Origin of the sequence: Qipengyuania sp. HL-TH1, from assembly GCF_036365825.1 — a bacterium.
Taxonomy (GTDB): domain Bacteria; phylum Pseudomonadota; class Alphaproteobacteria; order Sphingomonadales; family Sphingomonadaceae; genus Qipengyuania; species Qipengyuania profunda.
The window spans coordinates 115,797-133,762 of sequence record NZ_CP142674.1; the positions used below are offsets into that span (position 1 = coordinate 115,797).

The window sequence follows — 17,966 nt, forward strand, 5'->3', positions numbered from 1 at the left end:
TCGCGTTTAGGGAGGGATCATGCGCGAGGGATCGAACACCGTGGTTGTCGGACGCTGTGATCAGCTCCAGCGGGAATACGCTGTTCTCATCCGACGACAAATGGAGAAGCGCGGATTGAGCGTGCGGAAACTCGCAGAACGAGGTGTCATTCGTCAAAGCCATCGCAATCGCTTTTTTGACCGCATTGCCCAGGGCACATTGCCGCTTGCGGAATTCCATGCGGTGACCTCGCATTTGGAGATCGATCCTATCCGTGCGGCAATCACCGTACAGTGTTTTACCGATGCAACATCCTACGAGGACCCATGCTGCGAAACCTCAGCCATGGTGGCAGTTGCCATGGCGACGCACCTTCCTGAGGAACTGGCTGCCTGCGAAGGTAATTTCGAAACCATCCGGAGCGAACTTTGCGACGGTATAGCGAAGAACACTTCCTCGGCCATTGCCAAGTATCATCGCAAGCTGGAGGAAAGGCGCAATGGCGCCGACTTCGATTTCGCCTACGGCTGAGCATTTCGACCAGCGAAATCAGAGATCAGTTGCGGGAGGGGTTCTTCGGTGAACGAGTCTGCCCTGATAGCTTGGACATCGCTCTACATCGCGGTCGGCATAATGGCCATCCTCTGCGCACTACTAGCTTCAATCGTCACCGCTTGCGACTGGCGTAGCGGTAACTGGAAGCCGTCCATCACCACCAAGTTCGACAAGCTCTTGCTGTTGCCGAAAATCTGGTTCCGCTGGCAGCTCAATTATCTCAAAGGCGCACCGGCGATTCTGCTCATTGCGCTCTACTACGCTTGGTCGATCGGATTTTCAGTCTTCTGGGATTTCTGATGGGCGGACAAACCTCGCCAGCCGTACCTTCCGAAAGGGGTTGCCCGGGGGCATTGCTGAGGCTGCGCGGTGCACGGTGTTACCTTGCTGGACAGAGCGCATTATTGTGGACACGTAAGCGCGGGTCTCGCGAAAGGGTGGAATCCCGTTATACTGCTCCACTCGCCCAGGTCCCGCATTATATGCGGCCAACGCCAATTCCCATTTGCCGAACCGATCGAGTTGCATACGGAGATAGCGCGCACCGCCCGCAAGGTTTTGCTGCAGATCCCACGGATCGACAACGCCCAGATCGTCGGCCGTGCCCGGCATCAATTGCGTCAGTCCCATCGCTCCGGCATGGCTTCGCGCATACGGACGGTAGCGGCTTTCCTGGGCCACCAGGGCATCGAACAGTCTGACGGGAACGCCGGCGGCACAAGCTGCTGAAACAATCTCCTGAAAATATAGCCGACGTCGATATTGCGCCTCGCTGCCGATGCCGTGCAGCGGGAAATAATCGACTTCGCCGCACCCGGGTGTCGCTTGACCGGCTCTTCGTATTTCCGGGCTAGGATCGAAGGTTGGAAGCCCCACCCTCATCCAATTGGGTACGTGCAGCGCAGCTTTAGCCGGAACAAATGGGGTCGATGGGCTGGCAGCAGAAGGCTCGCCAAACTCGACATTACGTCCGTCTTGCTCAAGCCCTTGCGAATGTGGCCTTTCCCGACCAATTGAAGTTGCCACCTCGGACCGAACCGTCGGGACAAGTATCTCGAACGCTTGCTGTCGAGACGACGTAAAACTTTCGATATGAACCTGTTGCGCGGAAGCTGGGCCGGACAGGGCCAAAACGGCAAAAAGAAGTTTTTTCATGACCATACCTTTCGGCATGGTTTCCTATCGCAATCTCATCATAGAGGGGTTCTGCCAGACCGCAATGTCTAGCTCTGGTTTTCTTTCTCGAGAATGTCTGGTGCGTCAGATGGAAAAGGCAAAGACTGGGCCGATTGTTGACCGTCCTCTTTTGGTGAGAAATCGGCTAAAGCTACCGTCAAGCAGCTGACTCTTAATCAGCGGGTCCTAGGTTCAAGCCCTAGTGCATCCACCATATTTCCCTTACACGTCAATCAGATACTAAGCTTGCGAGATCGGGCTATTGAGAGCATTTTTGGGCTAGGTAACTCTAGGTAGCAGCGCGCTAATCCGGCGCTGCAGTGCAGTGTGCGGTTCATGGCCGGCGCTCTGTCGAACTGAGCTTGAGCGGGTAGTCGGCTCACCTTTCCGCCAGCGGCGCGCGCTGGGATGGCAGCTTGGAAACTCAGGCAGCGCGGTGTCGTGCTGACGGCTAGGCCGCCCGAGCTTCGATCCAGAGCGCCCGATGGACAAGAAAGACGCCCTTGGCTGGATTCCCTGCCGGCTCGGATACGCCCCATGGACGGTAAGAACGGTCAAATGGTTATTCGTGGAGGCTAAGAGCAGATTGGGGCCAGGGGCGCGATAGGCTTGGTTTTCGAACCGTCAGTCGCCCAGCACCCGCTCGATAGCGGTATCGACACTGGTCCGATCACCGCACCGCTGAGCGCCTACCGCCGATCCGGTTTGCGCTCTGTTCCTTCGAGCAATACTATCGTCATCTGACGCTAAAGCATCTCGAGTGGACGGCGGTCGCGTGGCCGGGGAAATGCCGCGTCGAGTGTCGCAAGGTCGGCATCGGAGAGGACGATATCTGCGGCTGCGCGGTTCTCCCGCACATGTGCGATCGAACTCGCTTTCGGGATGGCGATGAGACCATCGTGCCGCAACGTCCACGAAAGTGCGACCTGCACAGGGGTTGCGCCAACCTGGGCCGCTACTTTGTCGAGGGCGGGATGGCTTGTGAGGCGTCCCTGCTCGACTGGACTATACGCCATAACCGGTATGTTATGCTCGGCGAGCCACGGCAGCAGATCCAATTCGGGCCCTCGCCGGACCAGATTGTAAAGGATCTGATCGGTCACGCAGCCATTCCCGCTGGCAGCGACAAGCTCGTCCATATCGTCGGTATCGAGGTTGCTGACCCCCCAATGCCGAATCTTCCCTGCCGATTTCAGCGCCTTCATTGCCTCCACGGTCTCAGCGAGCGGCACCGATCCCCGCCAGTGGAGAAGGTAGAGGTCCAGCCGGTCGGTGCCGAGCCGCTTCAGGCTCGCCTCGCACGCACCGGTAAGGCGGGAGCGCGATGCGTTCTGCGGATATGCCTTGCTGACGAGGAACAACTGGTCGCGAACGCTGCCCAGCGCCTCGGATATCAGCGTTTCCGCCGCACCATCGCCATACATTTCGGCGGTATCGATGAGCGTCATGCCCAGTTCGACACCGGCGCGTAGCGCGGCGATCTCATCGGATCGGCGCTCGGCACGTTCGCCCATCTTCCAGGTGCCTTGACCCAGTGAAGGAACCACTTCCCCGCCGGGCAATGTCACGTGTTTCATGTGCTTTCCTCCTATGAGATGAGTTCGACTGTTCGGTCGCGGGAGGCGGATTGGCAGATAACCACCTCTTAACGATCATATCGCGGCCGGCCATCGATCAAGTGCCATTTTAGCGATGGAGAGCAGTTCGTTGATCGTAGCGCCATCGCGCGCCTGAACGGACATGCCTTCCATAACCGTATTGATGAATTTGCCTAGCACGGCCGGATCGGCGTTGGCCGCAAGCTCGCCCTGCGCGGCGCCGCGTTGCAGACGCTCGATCAGGAGGGCCTCCGCCGCGAGACGCTTGTCTCGCAGCAGGCATTCGATGGCCGCGGACGCCGGCGAAACGGCTGCCGCAGCCGAATACATGAAGCAGCCGGCCGGCGTTCCAGGTTCCGAGAATGATGACGCCGCTCGTTCCAGCAGGCCTTTGACGGCCTCGTAGGTGGACAACGCCGGATCGTTAATGGGTGCATAGAGGTGGACGCTGAACGTCGCGGCGTAGCGCTCGATCACCGCCGCAAACAGCCCCGCCTTGTTGCCAAACGCCGCATAGAGACTGGCGGCGGCGACGCCAGTCTCCGCCACCAGATCGGCCATCGATGTCGCCTCGTAGCCGCGCTGCCAGAACAGCCGCACCGCCTTGTCGAGCGCAGCGTCAGTGTCGAACACACGAGGGCGACCTGCGCGGCGACGGGCTTTCGTCTCTGTCATCTCTGGTGCACGATATGGAACGATCGATAAATAATATCTTGAAACTGGTGGTTCGCCCCCTTACAGAACGATCATTCAATAATCAAGGAGTTTCCAATGAGCCGCATTGTCCGTATCCACGAATATGGCGACGCCAGCGTCCTCAGGATTGAAGATGTGGAAGTCCCCGCGCCCGCGGCCGACGAAGTGCAGATCGCGGTGAAGGCGATAGGCATAAACCGCGCCGAGGTGATGTTCCGCAACCATGCCTACCTTCAGGAAGCCGAGTTCCCGAGCCGCCTTGGCTATGAGGCTGCCGGCACCGTCGTTACGGTCGGCGCGGACGTGACCGGGATTGCGGAAGGCGAAGCCGTCAGTGTCATCCCCCCGCTCGATATCGCGCGCTGGGGCACTTATGGCGAGGTCGCCAACGTGCCCGCCCGCGTCGTCGTCAAGCATCCGGCGGCGCTGTCGTTCGAGGAAGCGGCGGCCGTGTGGATGCAGTATGTCACCGCCTGGGGTGCGCTGGTGGAGCAGGCGAAACTCGGCGAGGGCGATTTCGTCATCGTCACTGCTGCCTCCAGCAGCGTCGGCCTTGCTGCCTTCCAGATTGCGCGGATGGTCGGCGCGACGGTGATCGCGACGACGCGTACCGGCGCCAAGCGCCAGGACCTGATCGATGCCGGCGCACATCATGTCGTCGCGACCGAGGAAGAGGATCTGGTAGCGAGGGTTATGGAGATAACCGATGGTCAGGGTGCGCGCGTGGTGCTCGATCCGGTCGGCGGCCCGTTGCTCGAACTTCTGGCGGCGAGCATGGCGCGCGGCGGCATCCTGCTCCAATATGGCGCGCTCAGCGACAAGCCGACGCCGTTCCCGTTGTTCTCAGTGCTGGGCAAGAGCCTCACGCTCAAGGGTTATATCTACAGCGAGATCGTCTCGGACGACGCTGCCCTCGATCGCGCCAAGGCGTTCATCGTGGCGGGTCTGGAATCGGGCGCGCTCAAGCCGCGGATCGCGCGCACCTTCCCGCTCGACGCCATCCAGGACGCGCACCGCTTCCTCGAATCGAACGAACAGATCGGCAAGGTCGTCGTTACGGTCTGACCGGCATACCGGGGGGAGTGAGCGATCGCTCCCCCCTTCCCCGACAGAGGATCGGACCCTCGGCGCCCATGCCAAAGCTGCTCGTGGCGCAGGCTTGAGCATGGAACCTCACCCGATCAGAAAAACGCCCGGCTCTGTGCAGGATTGAAACTCCCCCCTGTATAGTATGCTGGAGCGATTTCTCGGGGAGACGCGATGCCACATTCATCAGAAGACAAGAAGCGCGCCATCACACGCTTGCGGCGTATCAAGGGTCAGGCGGACGCTCTGGAACGCGCGATCGAAGCGGGGGCCGATTGCGCTCCCCTGCTGCAGCAAATCGTCGCCATGCGTGGTGCGACAAATGGACTGATGGCAGAAGTGATGGAGAGTCATCTCAGGGAAACATTCGGCGCGGGCGCAGATCGGGCCGTCGGAGGCGCAGGTGGCGATCTCGATGACGGCGTGGAGGGCGTCATGAAGATTTTGCGGACTTATCTTAAATGACAATTTCAGGCTCATTTTCCTGCCCGTGTTCTCCCGCACCTGGAAGCCAGCCCCTGCTGCGGTCTCTAGTTTGAGATCCTCGTCAGGACACCTCTTGCATACTGGCAGGGAGTATGACAAGATACTCCCTGCCAGTATGAGAATGTCGTCAAATTTGCGCTGACGCAACGGCCTCGCACCAGCAATCAGTTTAACTCAACGAGGGTATCCCAACATGAAATCTCGCGCCGCTGTAGCCTTCGAGGCGGGCAAGCCACTCGAAATCGTCGAGATCGATGTCGCCCCACCCCGGAAAGGCGAAGTCCTCATCCGGGTGACGCACACCGGTGTGTGCCACACCGACGCGTACACGCTGGAGGGGAGCGATCCGGAGGGTGTTTTCCCGGTGGTTCTGGGCCACGAGGGCGCGGGCATCGTTGTCGAGGTCGGTGAAGGCGTCACCAGCGTCGTGCCGGGCGATCACGTGATTCCGCTCTACACCGCCGAGTGCGGCAAGTGCGACTTCTGCCTGTCGGGCAAGACCAACCTGTGCGTCGCTGTCCGCGAAACGCAGGGCAAGGGCTTGATGCCCGATGGGACCACCCGCTTTTCGTACAATGGTCAGCCCCTCTACCATTACATGGGCTGTTCGACCTTCAGTGAATATACTGTCGTCGCCGAAGTCTCGCTCGCCAAGATCAATCCCGAGGCGAACCCCGAACACGTCTGTCTGCTCGGCTGCGGCGTCACAACCGGAATCGGCGCAGTCCACAATACCGCCAAGGTCCAGCCCGGAGACTCGGTCGCCGTGTTCGGCCTCGGCGGCATCGGCCTCGCGGCCATTCAGGGTGCGCGCCAGGCGAAGGCGGGTCGCATCATCGCCATCGATACCAATCCCTCCAAGTTCGAGCTGGCGCGCCAGTTCGGTGCGACCGAGTGCATCAACCCCAACGACCATGACAAGCCCATCCAGCAAGTGCTGATCGAGATGACGGGCTGGGGCATCGATCATACCTTCGAGTGCATCGGCAACGTCCACGTCATGCGCGCCGCGCTTGAATCAGCGCACCGTGGCTGGGGTCAGTCGATTGTGATTGGCGTTGCCGGCGCGGGCGAGGAAATCTCCACCCGCCCATTCCAGCTCGTCACGGGCCGCGTATGGAAGGGGTCCGCTTTCGGTGGCGTCAAGGGACGCACAGAGCTCCCCGGCATGGTCGAGGACGCGATGAAAGGCGATATCGATCTGGCCCCGTTCGTAACCCACACGATGGGTTTGGAGGAGATCAACGAGGCCTTCGAACTGATGCACGAAGGCAAGTCGATCCGCTCGGTCATTCACTACTGACCTGCCGATCCGAAGCGGCGCGAGGCGCTCTGATCGACAACTCGACCGTCATCATGGCCCGACCCCGGCCATGATGAAGCGCGCTCCGGCAAATGGGCCACGCGTCGAAATGCATTCATCTGTTACCCGACTGTGATGAACCACGGGCCGCACGGGCGTATAGCGCAGGAAGACTGAATTGAAGAACAAGGATACTAAGGCGACGACGCCGGCCACCGTTGCTGGGCATGCGGGGCCGCCCGATTGCGTGCAGGTTCGCGGAGCGCGCCAGAATAATCTCAAGAATATAGACGTCGATGTACCGCGCGACGCCTTCGTGGTGTTCACCGGTATATCGGGGTCGGGCAAGTCATCGCTCGCGTTCGGCACCCTCTATGCCGAAGCCCAGCGGCGTTATCTGGAATCGGTTGCACCCTATGCCCGTCGGCTGATCGACCAGGCCGGCGTGCCGGAGGTCGACGCGATCGACGGTTTGCCGCCTGCGGTCGCGTTGCAGCAGCAACGCGGCTCGGCCAACGCGCGATCCTCGGTCGGCAGCGTGACGACGCTCTCCAGCCTAGTGCGGATGCTCTATTCCCGCGTCGGAGAATATCCGCGCCATCAGCCGATGCTCTTTGCGGAGGATTTCTCCCCCAACACGGTCGCCGGCGCCTGCCCGACCTGCCACGGCATCGGGCGCGTCTATGACGCGACCGAAGAAACGATGGTTCCTGACGACAGCCTCACCATTCGCGACCGGGCGATCGCCGCCTGGCCGACCGCCTGGCATGGGCAGAACCTGCGCGATATCCTCGTTTCGCTCGGCTATGACGTCGATAAGCCGTGGCGCGACCTGCCGAAAAAGGATCGCGACTGGATCCTCTTCACTGAAGAGTCGCCGACGGTGCCGGTCTATGCGGGCCTGACGCCCGAACAGACACGGACGGCCCTCAAGCGCGGCATGGAGCCGAGCTACCAGGGCACCTTCACCGGCGCGCGCCGCTATGTACTGGAAACCTTCGCCAACACGAAAAGCGCGCTGATGAAGAAGCGCGTCTCGCAATATATCATCGGCCGCGATTGCCCGACCTGCGACGGCAAGCGCCTGAAGCGCGAAGCCCTGTCCGTGAAGTTCGCGGGCCTCGACATCGCCGAGTTCGGCGACCTGACGGTGTTGAAACTCCGGGACTTGCTCACGCCCGTCGCGCATGGCGAATACGGGGGCGCCGCGGCGGTCCCGAAGGGCCATGTCCTCGGCAAGGCGGCCCGCGATGCGGCGGTCGAACGGCGAGTCGCGGCAGGTGGTTCGGCGCACAAGGCTGCGCCCGACGTGCGCCGCACGCCCAATCTTTCCGATGAAAAGCGGGTCGCCGCACAGCGTCTCGCCTGCGAATTGATCGAGCGGCTGGACCCACTGATCGATCTTGGCCTTGGCTACATTTCGCTCGACCGCAGCACGCCGACGCTCTCCTCCGGAGAGCTGCAGCGCTTGCGGCTTGCCACGCAATTGTCGTCACAGCTTTTCGGCGTGGTCTATGTGCTTGACGAGCCTTCGGCAGGGTTGCACCCGGCAGATGGCGAAGCCTTGCTCACCATTCTCGAGCGTCTCAAGGCGGCGGGCAACTCCCTGTTCGTCGTCGAACATGATCTCGACGTGATCCGCCGCGCGGAATGGCTCGTCGATGTCGGGCCGGGAGCCGGGGAAAAGGGTGGTGAAGTCCTCTACAGCGGGCCGATAGAAGGGCTTGCCGACGTCGAGACTTCGATCACCCGCCGCTACCTGTTCGCAGAGCCGCTGCGCAGTGAGCGCACACCGCGCGACCCCAAGGCATGGCTACGCCTGGAAGGGATCAGGCGGAACAATCTCCATGGGCTCGACGTCGAGTTTCCCATCGGCTGCTTGACCGCTGTCACCGGCGTTTCGGGATCGGGCAAATCCAGTCTTGTCAGTCAGGCGCTGCCCGAACTCGTCACGGAACACCTCGGCGGCTCCCCCGTGGCCGAGGAGGAGGATATCGATCCGCTGCTCGATGTTGCGCAGAACGACACTGAAGGGCGCATTGTCGCAGGCATGGAGCATGTTCGCAGGCTGGTGCAGGTCGATCAGAAACCAATCGGCCGCACGCCGCGCTCGAACCTAGCCACCTACAGCGGCATGTTCGACCATGTGCGACGGATCTTCGCTGATACGCCGCTCGCCCGCCGGCGGCACTACAGCCCGGGAAGGTTCTCGTTCAACGTCCCGCAAGGCCGCTGCCCTGTGTGCGAGGGCGAGGGATACGTCATGGTGGAGCTGCTGTTCCTGCCGAGCGTTTTTGCCCCGTGCTCGACCTGTCATGGCTCTCGCTACAACCCGCAAACGCTCGAAGTCGAGTGGAACGGGCGCAATATCGCCCAGGTGCTCGAACTGACGGTCGACGATGCGTGCGATTTCTTCGCTGGCGAGCCATCTGTGATGCGCTCCCTCGACGTGTTGCGGGAGATCGGTCTTGGCTATCTGAGGCTCGGTCAGCCCGCGACCGAACTGTCTGGCGGGGAGGCGCAGCGCATCAAGCTGGCGACTGAACTGCAACGCGCTCAACGCGGCAACACGATCTACATCCTCGACGAGCCAACTTCGGGGCTTCACCCCTCCGATGGCGACCGGCTGATGCAACACCTGCAGGGCCTCGTAAACGCCGGCAATACCGTCGTAGTCGTTGAACATGACATGCGCGCCATCGCGCAGGTGGACTGGATCATCGACCTGGGACCGGGGGCCGGGGAAGACGGGGGCCGTATCGTTGCCAGCGGCGTCCCTGGCGTCGTTGCGGAAGCGGAAGGCAGTCTGACCGGCCGCTATCTCAAGGCGGCGATGTAGGTCGTAAATCTGGCCGAACGCACGTTCGATCAGGTGCATCTCAACCGCACGTTGAAATGGGTCGAATCTGGAAGAGGGAGCCGGCGATATGTCATCGCGGTTGACGCGGCTCAGGGTTTGAGTGTCCGTCAGGTTCGCCGCGTTCGTGTGATACGCGGCATGGCGGACGGCCAATCGCTGGCCATCCGCCACGCTTGCTCTGTGAGGACCTTATCCATGGAGATCGCCCTCACATGGTTCGTAGAAACGCCCCGTCTTAATTCCCTGCTGCGATTTCCTCGACGAGTTTGGCACAGAAGGCGGGCAAATCATCGGGATCGCGGCTGGTAACAAGGCCGTTGTCGACCACGACCTCCTCATCGGTCCATGTACCGCCGGCGTTCTCGATATCGACCTTCAGCGTCGGGTAGGACGTCAAGGTGCGACCCTTGAGCACGTCCGCCTCGATCAAAGTCCAGGGTGCATGGCATATGGCCGCGACAGGTTTTTTCTGATCGAAGAAAGCCCGGATGAAATCGATTGCCTCGTCGCTGCCGCGCAGCTTGTCGGCACCGACAGTTCCTCCGGGCACAACAAGTCCGTCGAAATCGTCGGCTTTGACCTCGGAAAACGTCTTGTCGATAGTATAGCTGCCGCCCTCGTCGAGATCGCCATTGACTGTGCGCGCCTTGCCCGATTCAAAACTGACCACGGTCACTTTGCCACCAGCGTCCTCGACAGCTTGCTTGGGCTTCGAGAATTCTGGTTCTTCCGTCCCGCGGGGTGCGATCAGAATCGCAACTGATTTGCCTTCTGAAGTCATAATATATTTCCTATTCCGTCGAAGACTAAGGTCACATGCCCGGCTTGAGCACGACCTTCGTCCAACCATCATCGCGTTCGTCGAAATGCTTGAAGGCTTCTGGTGCCTGATCAAGCGGCAGTCGGTGCGAGATGATTTGGGCAGGATTGGCCCGGTCTTGCTCGATAAGTTTCATCAGTCGCCGGTTGTAGTGCTTTACGTTGCACTGGCCGGTGCCGATCTTCTGGCCCTTGAACCAGAAGTTGCCGAAGTCGAATGCCATCTTGCCTTCCTTCTGGAGATCGTCGGGCGCGTTCGGGTCTTCCGGAACGAACACGCCGACCACGCCGATTCCGCCGGTGGCCTTCGTGCTTTTGACGAGGCAGTTCATCGTGTAATTGCTGCGCTCCTTGCCGTGGAGATCGCAACACTGATACCCGACCGCCTCGACCCCCCGGTCGGTCCCGAGGCCGCCGGTCGCGTCAAGAATCTGCTGGGCAGGATCGCCCTTGCGCATGTCGATCGGAATAGCGCCCATCGCCTCGGCCAGTTTCAGGCGGTCATCGTGAGTATCGACCACGAAAATCTGAGAAGCACCGCGGATTTCGGCTGAGTGCGCGGCCATCAAACCGACCGGACCGGCGCCGTAAATCGCGATGCTTTCGCCAGGGAGGAAACCTGACAGTTCGACACCATGCCAACCCGTCGGGAAGATATCGGAGAGCATGACATAGTCATCCTCCTTCTCCTCAGCGTCCTCAGGCAGCTTCAGACAATTGAAGTCCGCATAAGGAACGCGCATCAACTCGGCCTGACCACCTTGCCATGGACCCATCTCGGCAAAGCCATACGCCGCGCCGGCGGTTCCAGGGTTCGTCGTGAGGCAAAAACCCGTCAAACCGCGTTCGCAATTTTCGCAGAAACCGCAACCGACGTTGAACGGCAAGCACACGCGATCACCCTTCTTGATACGATCCACGGCAGCGCCGACTTCGACGACCTCGCCAAGGTTTTCGTGACCGAAGACCCTGCCCTTTTCAAAGCTGGTACGGCCCTCATACATGTGAAGGTCCGATCCGCAGATGTTGGTCGAGGTCAGCCGGATGATAACATCGGTCTGCTTTTCGATCTTGGGATCATCGATGGTATTGACAGAAACATCTTTGGGTCCGTTGTACACGACAGCTTTCACAGATCTTTTCCTTTCGTAGCTCTTCTCAATGCGTCATCAAATCGAGAGCTTGGTGATGAGCCGGTCCATCGCAACGGCGGAGGACATCGCACCCATTCCCTGTGATCTCAGTTTCCTGAACCTTCTCCTACCTGAGAGGTTCCTTCCCGGAGGGCCATCCTTGGATCGATTCACGGCTGTTTTCTGAATGATGGGGCCAGAACGGCCGAATATCGCGCCAAATTGATGTACTCAAAAAACTCCCAGGAACCAATGGTGCCATTACGTCGCGACACATCAACGGCGCGTTGTCAGTAAATTCAGAGGTATGATAAGCGTAGAAGACAAAGCCATCCACTATCGCGGATGGCCCGTCGTATCAATTTATTCATTTTTCGATTCGGCCGGCCCATCCATTCCGGATGAAAACACTAGCCTTACCATGCAGCCAAACGGCAGCTTAGGGTGCCAAACGCTCCGCTATTTCGCGGCCAGCAGGGTGAACTTGTGAATCTGCGGCGGTTCGGAAAACAGTTCGTCTGCCTTGCCCATCAGTGCGGCGGCAACCTTGCCGTCGAGATGGGCTTGGCGATCCTCCTCTGTCTCGAACGTATCGAAGATCGCGTACGCACCGGGACCTTCCTCGATCGCGTACCAGGTCTGAGTGCCCGGCTCAGCTTGAACGAGCGGCAATGCCGAGGTCAGGAAATCGGCGACATCGCGCTCTTTTCCGGGCTTGGCCTTCAGCGGTACATACAGGGCAAGTTTGGGCATAAGTGACTCCTCAAGTGAAACGGACAGATATTGTTCGGCAAACTAACGGACGAGCGGGCCGGCACGTTCCCTAAGAGGCGGAGCACACCCGGCCCCGCCTCCTCGTCGAAATCAGAACTCCTGTGCGGTCGGCCGGATGACGATCGCGTTGATGTCGACGTCATCAGGTTGTTCGACAGCGAACGCAATAGCACGCGCCACCGATGCCGTCGGGATGGCCTGCTTGTAGAAGTCCAGCACCGTCTCGGCAGCCGTGCCGGATGTCGTGAACTTCAAATCGCTTTCGACAGCTCCAGGCTCGATTGACGTGACCCGGACCTTTTCCCCCACCTCGTGGCGCAAGCCCTCGCTGATCGCGCTGACGGCAAACTTTGTGCCAGAGTAGACCGTGCCGCCCGGTGCGAAGACCTTGATGCCCGCAACCGAGCTCAAGTTGATGATGTGGCCGCTGCCCTGCTCGAGAAAACCGGGAAGGGCCGCCGCGATGCCGTAGAGCGTACCCTTCAGATTGACGTCGATCATCTGGTCCCACTCGTCGGTGTTGACCTCGGCCATCGGACGGATCGGCATCAGCCCGGCATTGTTGATCAGCACGTCGAGGCGGCCGAAGTCAGCGATGATTGCGGCGACGACGGACTGGACCGCCGATTTGTCGGTCACGTCCAGCGCGTAGCTACGTGCCGTGCCACCGTTTGCGGCGATGTCCGCGACGACCTCGTCGAGCCTGTCCTTGCGCCGCGCGGCGATGGCCACCTTCGCGCCGCGTGCCGCGAGAAGACGCGCTGTTTCCGCGCCGATGCCGCTGCTGCCGCCGGTAATGAGAACGACCTTGCCTTCGATACCCTTTGTCATGTCTGTATTCCTTCAAGTCAGTTGTTGATTTTTCGCCGGATCGCGGCCCCGCGCGGGCCTGCCCGGCCTGATGGGGTCACCGCGAGCGCAACAGGACGGGAGCGCTGCCCACCTTGATGCGGAGCAGCTCGTAGGGCTTGCGGCGCAAGTCCCGCCCGCCGTGGAAGCCGGGTTGGCGGTGGAGCTGGTTGGCAGTGAAGTAGAGATAGCCATCGGTGCCGATCGACAGCGTGTCGGGCCAGCTGATGCGGGGGTCGCTGACCACCGTCGTCCAGCGGCCCTGGTCGAGCACGCGGATCGCGTTGTTCTCGTAATCGCCGGCGAACACGCGGCCCCGGTCGTCTTCGGCAATCCCGTCCGAAGCGCCTTTGCGCCCCAGGCTGCGTACCGCGCGGGCCAGTTCCTCCTCGGTCACCGCAGGATCGCGCAGCATGGCCGTGGGGACCGCGTACAGCGTGCGGCCGGATAGTGGCCCGTAGTATAGCAAGCTGCCGTCGGCGCTAAGCCCGATTGCGTCGCTTGCAATTGTTACCGGCGTCGCGGGTCCGTCGGCCGGGCGGTTCATCAGCACCGCGCCGTCGACAACCGGGGTGAACCCGGGCTCCGGATTGGTCGTCGCATGGCCCGAAAGGCGGCGGATCGCACGCCCGCTGGCGATATCGACAACGATGATGCCGCCGATCCCCTCGTTGCTGCTGTCGGTGATGTAGGCGACGCCCTCGGCGCCCTGACGCAGATCGAAGCGCACGTCGTTGAGGTAGGTCGTGGGCAGCACCACGCTGGGCGGCAGGACGATCGTCTTCACCACCCGGTCGGTCGCGAGGTCGATTGCCACCAGCTTTGCACCGCCGGCCTGTGGTTGAGAGAATTTGGGCGCCGCCGTGTCGAGCACCCACAGGCGATTGGCGCCGTCGGCCACCACGCTCTGCACCGAGATGAAATGCCCCGCCGGGTCGGCCGGATCGGGCCGGTTGGTCGCGGCGTCGGGATACGGCACCGCCTTGCCGTCGACCAGCTCGGCAACCGTGAACGGCGCGTTGTCGCCCCATTGCGGGAAGTTGACGAAGATGCGCCCGTTGGGGGCGACGGTTACGCCAGTCGGCATCGCGCCGTTGAAGGTCGCGACCTGTTCGATCTGGGGCGTGGATACACCCTCGCGGGTCGTCGAGCAGGCGGCAAGCGAGAGGGCAGCGCCAGCGGCAAGAAGCAGTTTGACGGAGATTTTCATAGGATCATTTCCTTAAGAATGCGGCCCGCTTCGTGGGGCTCGGACCGGAGATATTGCGGGGGCGCCTTTACCGATGCGCCAAGCGTGGTGGCGGCGTGCCAGGGCCAGCGCGGATCCCACAGCGCAGCGCGGGCTATCGCTATGGCGTCGGCATGCCCGTCTTCGAGGATGCGCTCCGCCTGGTGCGGATCGGTGATCATGCCGACCGCCACGACAGGCATGGCGACCGCGTCCTTGACCGTCCGCGCCAGCGGCACCTGATAGCCGGGACCGACAGGGACCTGCTGGCGCGGGTCGAGCCCCCCGCTGGAAACGTGGATCGCCGCGCAACCGCGCCGCTCCAGCTCCTGTGCAAACAATGCGGTTTCCTCCGCTGTCCAGCCGCCTTCGACCCAGTCGGTCCCGGAAACGCGAACGGTCACCGGGCGGTCGGCCGGAAACGCTTCGCGCACGGCATCGAACACTTCGAGCGGGAACCGCATCCGGTTGTCGAGGCTGCCGCCGTAGTCGTCGCCGCGCCGGTTGGAGATCGGCGAAAGAAACTCGTGGAGCAGATAGCCATGCGCGGCGTGGATCTGGATGGCTTCGATGCCCAGCCTGCCGGCGCGCCGGGCGGCATCCGCGAACGCCTCCCGGATGCGGGCAAGCCTTGACTCGTCCAGTTCGACAGGGGGATTTTCGTCCGGAGCGAAGGCAATGGCGCTGGGTGCCACGGTCTGCCAGCCATTCTCCGCATCGGGGGCGATCTGCGTTCCGCCGTGCCACGGCTTGGCGCAGCTCGCCTTGCGGCCGGCATGGGCCAGCTGGATGATCAGCGGCATGTCCGACCAACGGCGCACACTTTCGAGCACGCTTCGCATCGCCGCTTCGGTACGGTCATCGTACAGGCCGACGTCACCGTAGGTGATGCGCCCTTCCGGGCTGACCGCGGTCGCCTCTATCGTCAGCGCGCCCGCGCCCGAGAGCGCCAACTGGCCGAGATGCATCTGGTGCCAGTCGGTCATCGCGCCGTCGACTGCCGAATACTGGCACATCGGCGCGATGACGATGCGGTTGGCGAGCCGCAGCCCGCCAACCTCGATCGGTTCGAACAATTTCGCCATCACCATTCGCCCGTGTTGGGCATGGAGGCCCAGGGTTCGGCCGGAGGCTTGTGTTCGCCCTTCTGCAGCAGTTCGATCGAGATCCCGTCCGGCGAGCGGACGAACGCCATGTAGCCGTCACGCGGGGGGCGATTGATCGTCACGCCGCCCGCCTGCAGCCGCGCGCACGTTTCGTAGATGTCGTCGACCCCGTAGGCGAGATGGCCGAAGTTTCGGCCGCCCATGTATTTCTCGGCAGCGCTGCCATCCTCGGGCGGCCAGTTGTACGTCAACTCGACCTTGGCATCGCCTTGCTCGCCGTCGCCGCGGAAATCCTCGTCGGCGGCAAGGTAGATCAGCGTATAACGCCCGGCCTGGTTCTCCATGCGCCGGGTCTCCTTGAGATCCGGCAGCGTGAAGAAACGGATCGCGGCCTCGGGATCGGCGACGCGTATCATGGTGTGGAGATAGCGCATGATCAGGCGACCTTGTTCTTGAGGGCTTCCACCACGAGCTCCGCGGTGCAGGTAGCGCTGGCGGGGTTCTGGCCGGTCACCAGATTGCCGTCGCGCAGGGCGAAGGGGGCAAAATCGGGGCCGCCCTCATGCTTGCCGCCGAGTTCCTTGAGACGCGTTTCGAGCAGGAACGGCACCGCCTGATCGAAACCGACCGCGCGTTCCTCGCTGTCCGTGAAGCCCGCGACACGGCGGTCGGCGACGAAAGGCGTGCCATCGGCCTTCTTCGCCGAGACCAGCCCCGCCGGTCCATGGCAGACGGCGGCGACGATCTTGCCTTCGCGGTCGAAGCGTTCGACCAGGCGCGCCAGTTCGTCGCTGCCGGGGTAATCGAACATGGTGCCGTGGCCGCCGGGCAGGAACAGCGCGTCGTAGCCGGCGGGATCGATGCTTGTGAATACAGGGGTGCCGGCAACCTCGGCCTTCAGGGCCTCGTCCTTCAGATAGCGTTCGACCGAAGCGTCGTTCTCGCCGTCGGCGTTGACGCTGCGCTGGTCAACGGGGATGGCGCCGCCCTCGATCGAGGCCAGCGTCACCTCGGCGCCCGCATCGCGGAAGGCATAATACGGGGTGGTAAGTTCCTCGAGCCAGACACCCGTCGGTTCGGTGCCGGGAGTCATGCGGTCGGCGGAGGTGGCCACCATGAGAATGCGGGTCATCGTCAATTGTCCTTGTCCATTGATGTCGGGGACACGAGCAAACGCACCCGGCGCAGCCGCACCCGCCACAAAGACAGCGGTGATAGCTTTCAGCAGTTGGCGGCGATTATGCATTCGATCATTCCTTTAGGCGGCTTAGATACGCAGGGAACGGCATCATGAAATCCAGCGGGAATGGCGGACGGCCATAAATCCGCTTATGGAACCGCAATGTCCCTCCTGCAGTTGCGCACCTTCGTCGAAGTCTACCGCCGTCGTTCACTGAGCGAGGCGGCCCGGGCAATCGGCATCACCCAACCGGCTGCGTCGCAGCACATCGCTTCGCTCGAGGCGCAACTGGGCCGTCCCTTGTTTGATCGCCATTCGCGGGGTGTTCGACCGACAGCGATTGCCGACGATCTCGCTGCTTCGATCGGAAGCAGCCTCGACACGGCGGAATCGGCACTGGCCAGCGCGCGGGCCCGATCGTCGCGCATCTCGGGCACGGTCCACATCGCCGCGCCGTCGGACCTGCTGGGCGAAATGATCACGCCTCGACTGGCTCCGCTGCTGGAAGCAGGGCTGGACCTGCGCCTGCATATCGGCGGGCGCGCGGCGCTTTATGCCATGCTCCTCGAAGACAAGGTGCATCTGGCTGTCACCGCCTCGCAACCTGAAGATCCGCGGTTGGCCTTCCATGCGCTGGGCGAGGAACACCTGCGCGCCATAGCCTCGCCCGCCGTGGCGAGCCGGATTGCCGAATTGCCGCTTGCCGACGGGCTCGACCGGACGGCCCACCTCGCCTACGACCTCGACCGGCCGCTGCTGCGAACCTGGCTCCATGCAAACCAGATCGAGCTGGCCCGCCAGCCCGCCTTGACCGCGCCCGATCTGAGGGTGTTGCGATCCGGATTGTGCGCGGGCCTCGGCTGGACGGTACTGCCCGGCTATCTCACCCGCAGCGAACGCTCTGCCTGCACGCTGATCGAGATACCCGCGCCGATCACGGTGCCGCTCAACGCATTCTACCTTGTGTGGGCACGCTCATCGCTGCGACACCCGCGCGTGGCCATGGCTCGGGACGCCCTGATTGCTGCACTCCGAATGTAATTGTGGCCACGTCTGCTGGGCCGTCAGCGCAATTTCGGGTCTGAACCAGTTGAGCGCTGGCGGAACTAATGGCGGCTTTCGGGATCGTCGGCGACA

Annotated in this window: 19 protein-coding genes; 8 read left to right on the plus strand and 11 right to left on the minus strand. The window is 62.0% G+C overall.

All coding sequences use genetic code 11. The features are described 5' to 3' along the window. Window positions 1-19: 19 nt before the first annotated feature. Window positions 20-511 (plus strand): hypothetical protein, encoded by a 492-nt coding sequence (locus tag VWN43_RS00595; RefSeq protein ID WP_305960069.1) that lies wholly within the window; start codon window positions 20-22, stop codon window positions 509-511. Between the two features lie 48 nt (window positions 512-559). Then, on the plus strand, window positions 560-835 hold the full coding sequence (locus tag VWN43_RS00600; protein WP_199698844.1) for a hypothetical protein: 276 nt from the start codon (window positions 560-562) through the stop codon (window positions 833-835). Here the strand turns inward: VWN43_RS00600 and VWN43_RS00605 are convergent. The 3 genes from VWN43_RS00605 to VWN43_RS00615 form a co-directional block, all read right to left on the minus strand. Next, the gene (locus VWN43_RS00605) at window positions 815-1,690 is read right to left on the minus strand and encodes a lytic transglycosylase domain-containing protein (protein WP_233548517.1); all 876 of its coding nucleotides are present in this window, start codon (window positions 1,688-1,690) and stop codon (window positions 815-817) included. The genes VWN43_RS00600 and VWN43_RS00605 overlap by 21 nt on opposite strands. Before the next feature lie 767 nt (window positions 1,691-2,457). Beyond that, the gene (locus tag VWN43_RS00610; RefSeq protein ID WP_320179860.1) at window positions 2,458-3,288 is read right to left on the minus strand and encodes an aldo/keto reductase; all 831 of its coding nucleotides are present in this window, start codon (window positions 3,286-3,288) and stop codon (window positions 2,458-2,460) included. Between the two features lie 75 nt (window positions 3,289-3,363). Beyond that, the gene (locus tag VWN43_RS00615) at window positions 3,364-3,942 is read right to left on the minus strand and encodes a TetR/AcrR family transcriptional regulator (protein ID WP_320179861.1); all 579 of its coding nucleotides are present in this window, start codon (window positions 3,940-3,942) and stop codon (window positions 3,364-3,366) included. Window positions 3,943-4,080: 138 nt separating this feature from the next. Between VWN43_RS00615 and VWN43_RS00620 the strand changes: the two genes are divergently transcribed. The 4 genes from VWN43_RS00620 (at window position 4,081) to VWN43_RS00635 (ending at window position 9,719) form a co-directional block, all read left to right on the plus strand. Beyond that, window positions 4,081-5,070 (plus strand): zinc-dependent alcohol dehydrogenase family protein, encoded by a 990-nt coding sequence (locus tag VWN43_RS00620; RefSeq protein ID WP_320179862.1) that lies wholly within the window; start codon window positions 4,081-4,083, stop codon window positions 5,068-5,070. Between the two features lie 195 nt (window positions 5,071-5,265). Continuing rightward, complete coding sequence (locus tag VWN43_RS00625; RefSeq protein ID WP_094063838.1) at window positions 5,266-5,556, plus strand: metal/formaldehyde-sensitive transcriptional repressor; 291 nt, start codon at window positions 5,266-5,268, stop codon at window positions 5,554-5,556. Between the two features lie 214 nt (window positions 5,557-5,770). After that, window positions 5,771-6,880, plus strand: coding sequence for an S-(hydroxymethyl)glutathione dehydrogenase/class III alcohol dehydrogenase (locus tag VWN43_RS00630; protein ID WP_094063839.1), 1,110 nt, complete (start codon window positions 5,771-5,773; stop codon window positions 6,878-6,880). Window positions 6,881-7,127: 247 nt separating this feature from the next. Next, on the plus strand, window positions 7,128-9,719 hold the full coding sequence (locus tag VWN43_RS00635; protein WP_094064170.1) for an excinuclease ABC subunit UvrA: 2,592 nt from the start codon (window positions 7,128-7,130) through the stop codon (window positions 9,717-9,719). Between the two features lie 256 nt (window positions 9,720-9,975). On the opposite strand, the gene VWN43_RS00640 is transcribed toward VWN43_RS00635, so the two are convergent. From VWN43_RS00640 to VWN43_RS00675, 8 genes are all read right to left on the minus strand, one after another. Further along, window positions 9,976-10,521: a type 1 glutamine amidotransferase domain-containing protein gene (locus tag VWN43_RS00640; RefSeq protein ID WP_320179863.1), complete on the minus strand. Its 546-nt coding sequence runs from the start codon at window positions 10,519-10,521 to the stop codon at window positions 9,976-9,978. A 31-nt stretch (window positions 10,522-10,552) separates the two neighbouring features. After that, window positions 10,553-11,692 (minus strand): glutathione-independent formaldehyde dehydrogenase, encoded by a 1,140-nt coding sequence (locus VWN43_RS00645; RefSeq protein WP_094063841.1) that lies wholly within the window; start codon window positions 11,690-11,692, stop codon window positions 10,553-10,555. 459 nt (window positions 11,693-12,151) lie between these two features. Further along, window positions 12,152-12,445 (minus strand): putative quinol monooxygenase, encoded by a 294-nt coding sequence (locus VWN43_RS00650; protein ID WP_094063842.1) that lies wholly within the window; start codon window positions 12,443-12,445, stop codon window positions 12,152-12,154. 111 nt (window positions 12,446-12,556) lie between these two features. After that, complete coding sequence (locus VWN43_RS00655; RefSeq protein WP_094063843.1) at window positions 12,557-13,297, minus strand: SDR family oxidoreductase; 741 nt, start codon at window positions 13,295-13,297, stop codon at window positions 12,557-12,559. Between the two features lie 76 nt (window positions 13,298-13,373). Beyond that, a complete protein-coding gene (locus VWN43_RS00660) occupies window positions 13,374-14,525 on the minus strand; it encodes an L-dopachrome tautomerase-related protein (protein ID WP_320179864.1) in 1,152 nt (383 codons plus the stop codon). Further along, window positions 14,522-15,634 (minus strand): NADH:flavin oxidoreductase/NADH oxidase, encoded by a 1,113-nt coding sequence (locus VWN43_RS00665; RefSeq protein WP_320179865.1) that lies wholly within the window; start codon window positions 15,632-15,634, stop codon window positions 14,522-14,524. The genes VWN43_RS00660 and VWN43_RS00665 overlap by 4 nt, the downstream gene beginning before the upstream one ends. Then, on the minus strand, window positions 15,628-16,083 hold the full coding sequence (locus tag VWN43_RS00670) for a VOC family protein (RefSeq protein ID WP_320179866.1): 456 nt from the start codon (window positions 16,081-16,083) through the stop codon (window positions 15,628-15,630). Before VWN43_RS00670 ends, VWN43_RS00665 begins: the two co-directional genes overlap by 7 nt. A gap of 2 nt (window positions 16,084-16,085) precedes the next feature. Next, window positions 16,086-16,781 carry a type 1 glutamine amidotransferase domain-containing protein gene (locus VWN43_RS00675; RefSeq protein ID WP_320179867.1) on the minus strand — a complete coding sequence of 232 codons (696 nt, stop codon included), beginning with the start codon at window positions 16,779-16,781 and terminating at the stop codon, window positions 16,086-16,088. Window positions 16,782-16,793: 12 nt separating this feature from the next. On the opposite strand from VWN43_RS00675, the gene VWN43_RS00680 reads away from it, so the two are divergent. Then, window positions 16,794-16,943: a hypothetical protein gene (locus VWN43_RS00680; RefSeq protein ID WP_330767192.1), complete on the plus strand. Its 150-nt coding sequence runs from the start codon at window positions 16,794-16,796 to the stop codon at window positions 16,941-16,943. Between the two features lie 48 nt (window positions 16,944-16,991). Next, a complete protein-coding gene (locus tag VWN43_RS00685; RefSeq protein WP_320179868.1) occupies window positions 16,992-17,870 on the plus strand; it encodes a LysR family transcriptional regulator in 879 nt (292 codons plus the stop codon). The last annotated feature ends 96 nt before the right edge of the window (window positions 17,871-17,966 follow it).

Excerpts from the sequence above, each read along its gene's own strand:
- VWN43_RS00595 (WP_305960069.1), top strand. The coding sequence starts at position 20 with ATGCGCGAGGGATCGAACACCGTGGTTGTCGGACGCTGTGATCAGCTC.
- VWN43_RS00605 (WP_233548517.1), bottom strand. The coding sequence starts at position 1,690 with ATGAAAAAACTTCTTTTTGCCGTTTTGGCCCTGTCCGGCCCAGCTTCC.
- VWN43_RS00610 (WP_320179860.1), bottom strand. The coding sequence starts at position 3,288 with ATGAAACACGTGACATTGCCCGGCGGGGAAGTGGTTCCTTCACTGGGT.
- VWN43_RS00620 (WP_320179862.1), top strand. The coding sequence starts at position 4,081 with ATGAGCCGCATTGTCCGTATCCACGAATATGGCGACGCCAGCGTCCTC.
- VWN43_RS00625 (WP_094063838.1), top strand. The coding sequence starts at position 5,266 with ATGCCACATTCATCAGAAGACAAGAAGCGCGCCATCACACGCTTGCGG.
- VWN43_RS00630 (WP_094063839.1), top strand. The coding sequence starts at position 5,771 with ATGAAATCTCGCGCCGCTGTAGCCTTCGAGGCGGGCAAGCCACTCGAA.
- VWN43_RS00640 (WP_320179863.1), bottom strand. The coding sequence starts at position 10,521 with ATGACTTCAGAAGGCAAATCAGTTGCGATTCTGATCGCACCCCGCGGG.
- VWN43_RS00650 (WP_094063842.1), bottom strand. The coding sequence starts at position 12,445 with ATGCCCAAACTTGCCCTGTATGTACCGCTGAAGGCCAAGCCCGGAAAA.
- VWN43_RS00655 (WP_094063843.1), bottom strand. The coding sequence starts at position 13,297 with ATGACAAAGGGTATCGAAGGCAAGGTCGTTCTCATTACCGGCGGCAGC.
- VWN43_RS00660 (WP_320179864.1), bottom strand. The coding sequence starts at position 14,525 with ATGAAAATCTCCGTCAAACTGCTTCTTGCCGCTGGCGCTGCCCTCTCG.
- VWN43_RS00665 (WP_320179865.1), bottom strand. The coding sequence starts at position 15,634 with ATGGTGATGGCGAAATTGTTCGAACCGATCGAGGTTGGCGGGCTGCGG.
- VWN43_RS00670 (WP_320179866.1), bottom strand. The coding sequence starts at position 16,083 with ATGCGCTATCTCCACACCATGATACGCGTCGCCGATCCCGAGGCCGCG.
- VWN43_RS00675 (WP_320179867.1), bottom strand. The coding sequence starts at position 16,781 with ATGACCCGCATTCTCATGGTGGCCACCTCCGCCGACCGCATGACTCCC.
- VWN43_RS00685 (WP_320179868.1), top strand. The coding sequence starts at position 16,992 with ATGTCCCTCCTGCAGTTGCGCACCTTCGTCGAAGTCTACCGCCGTCGT.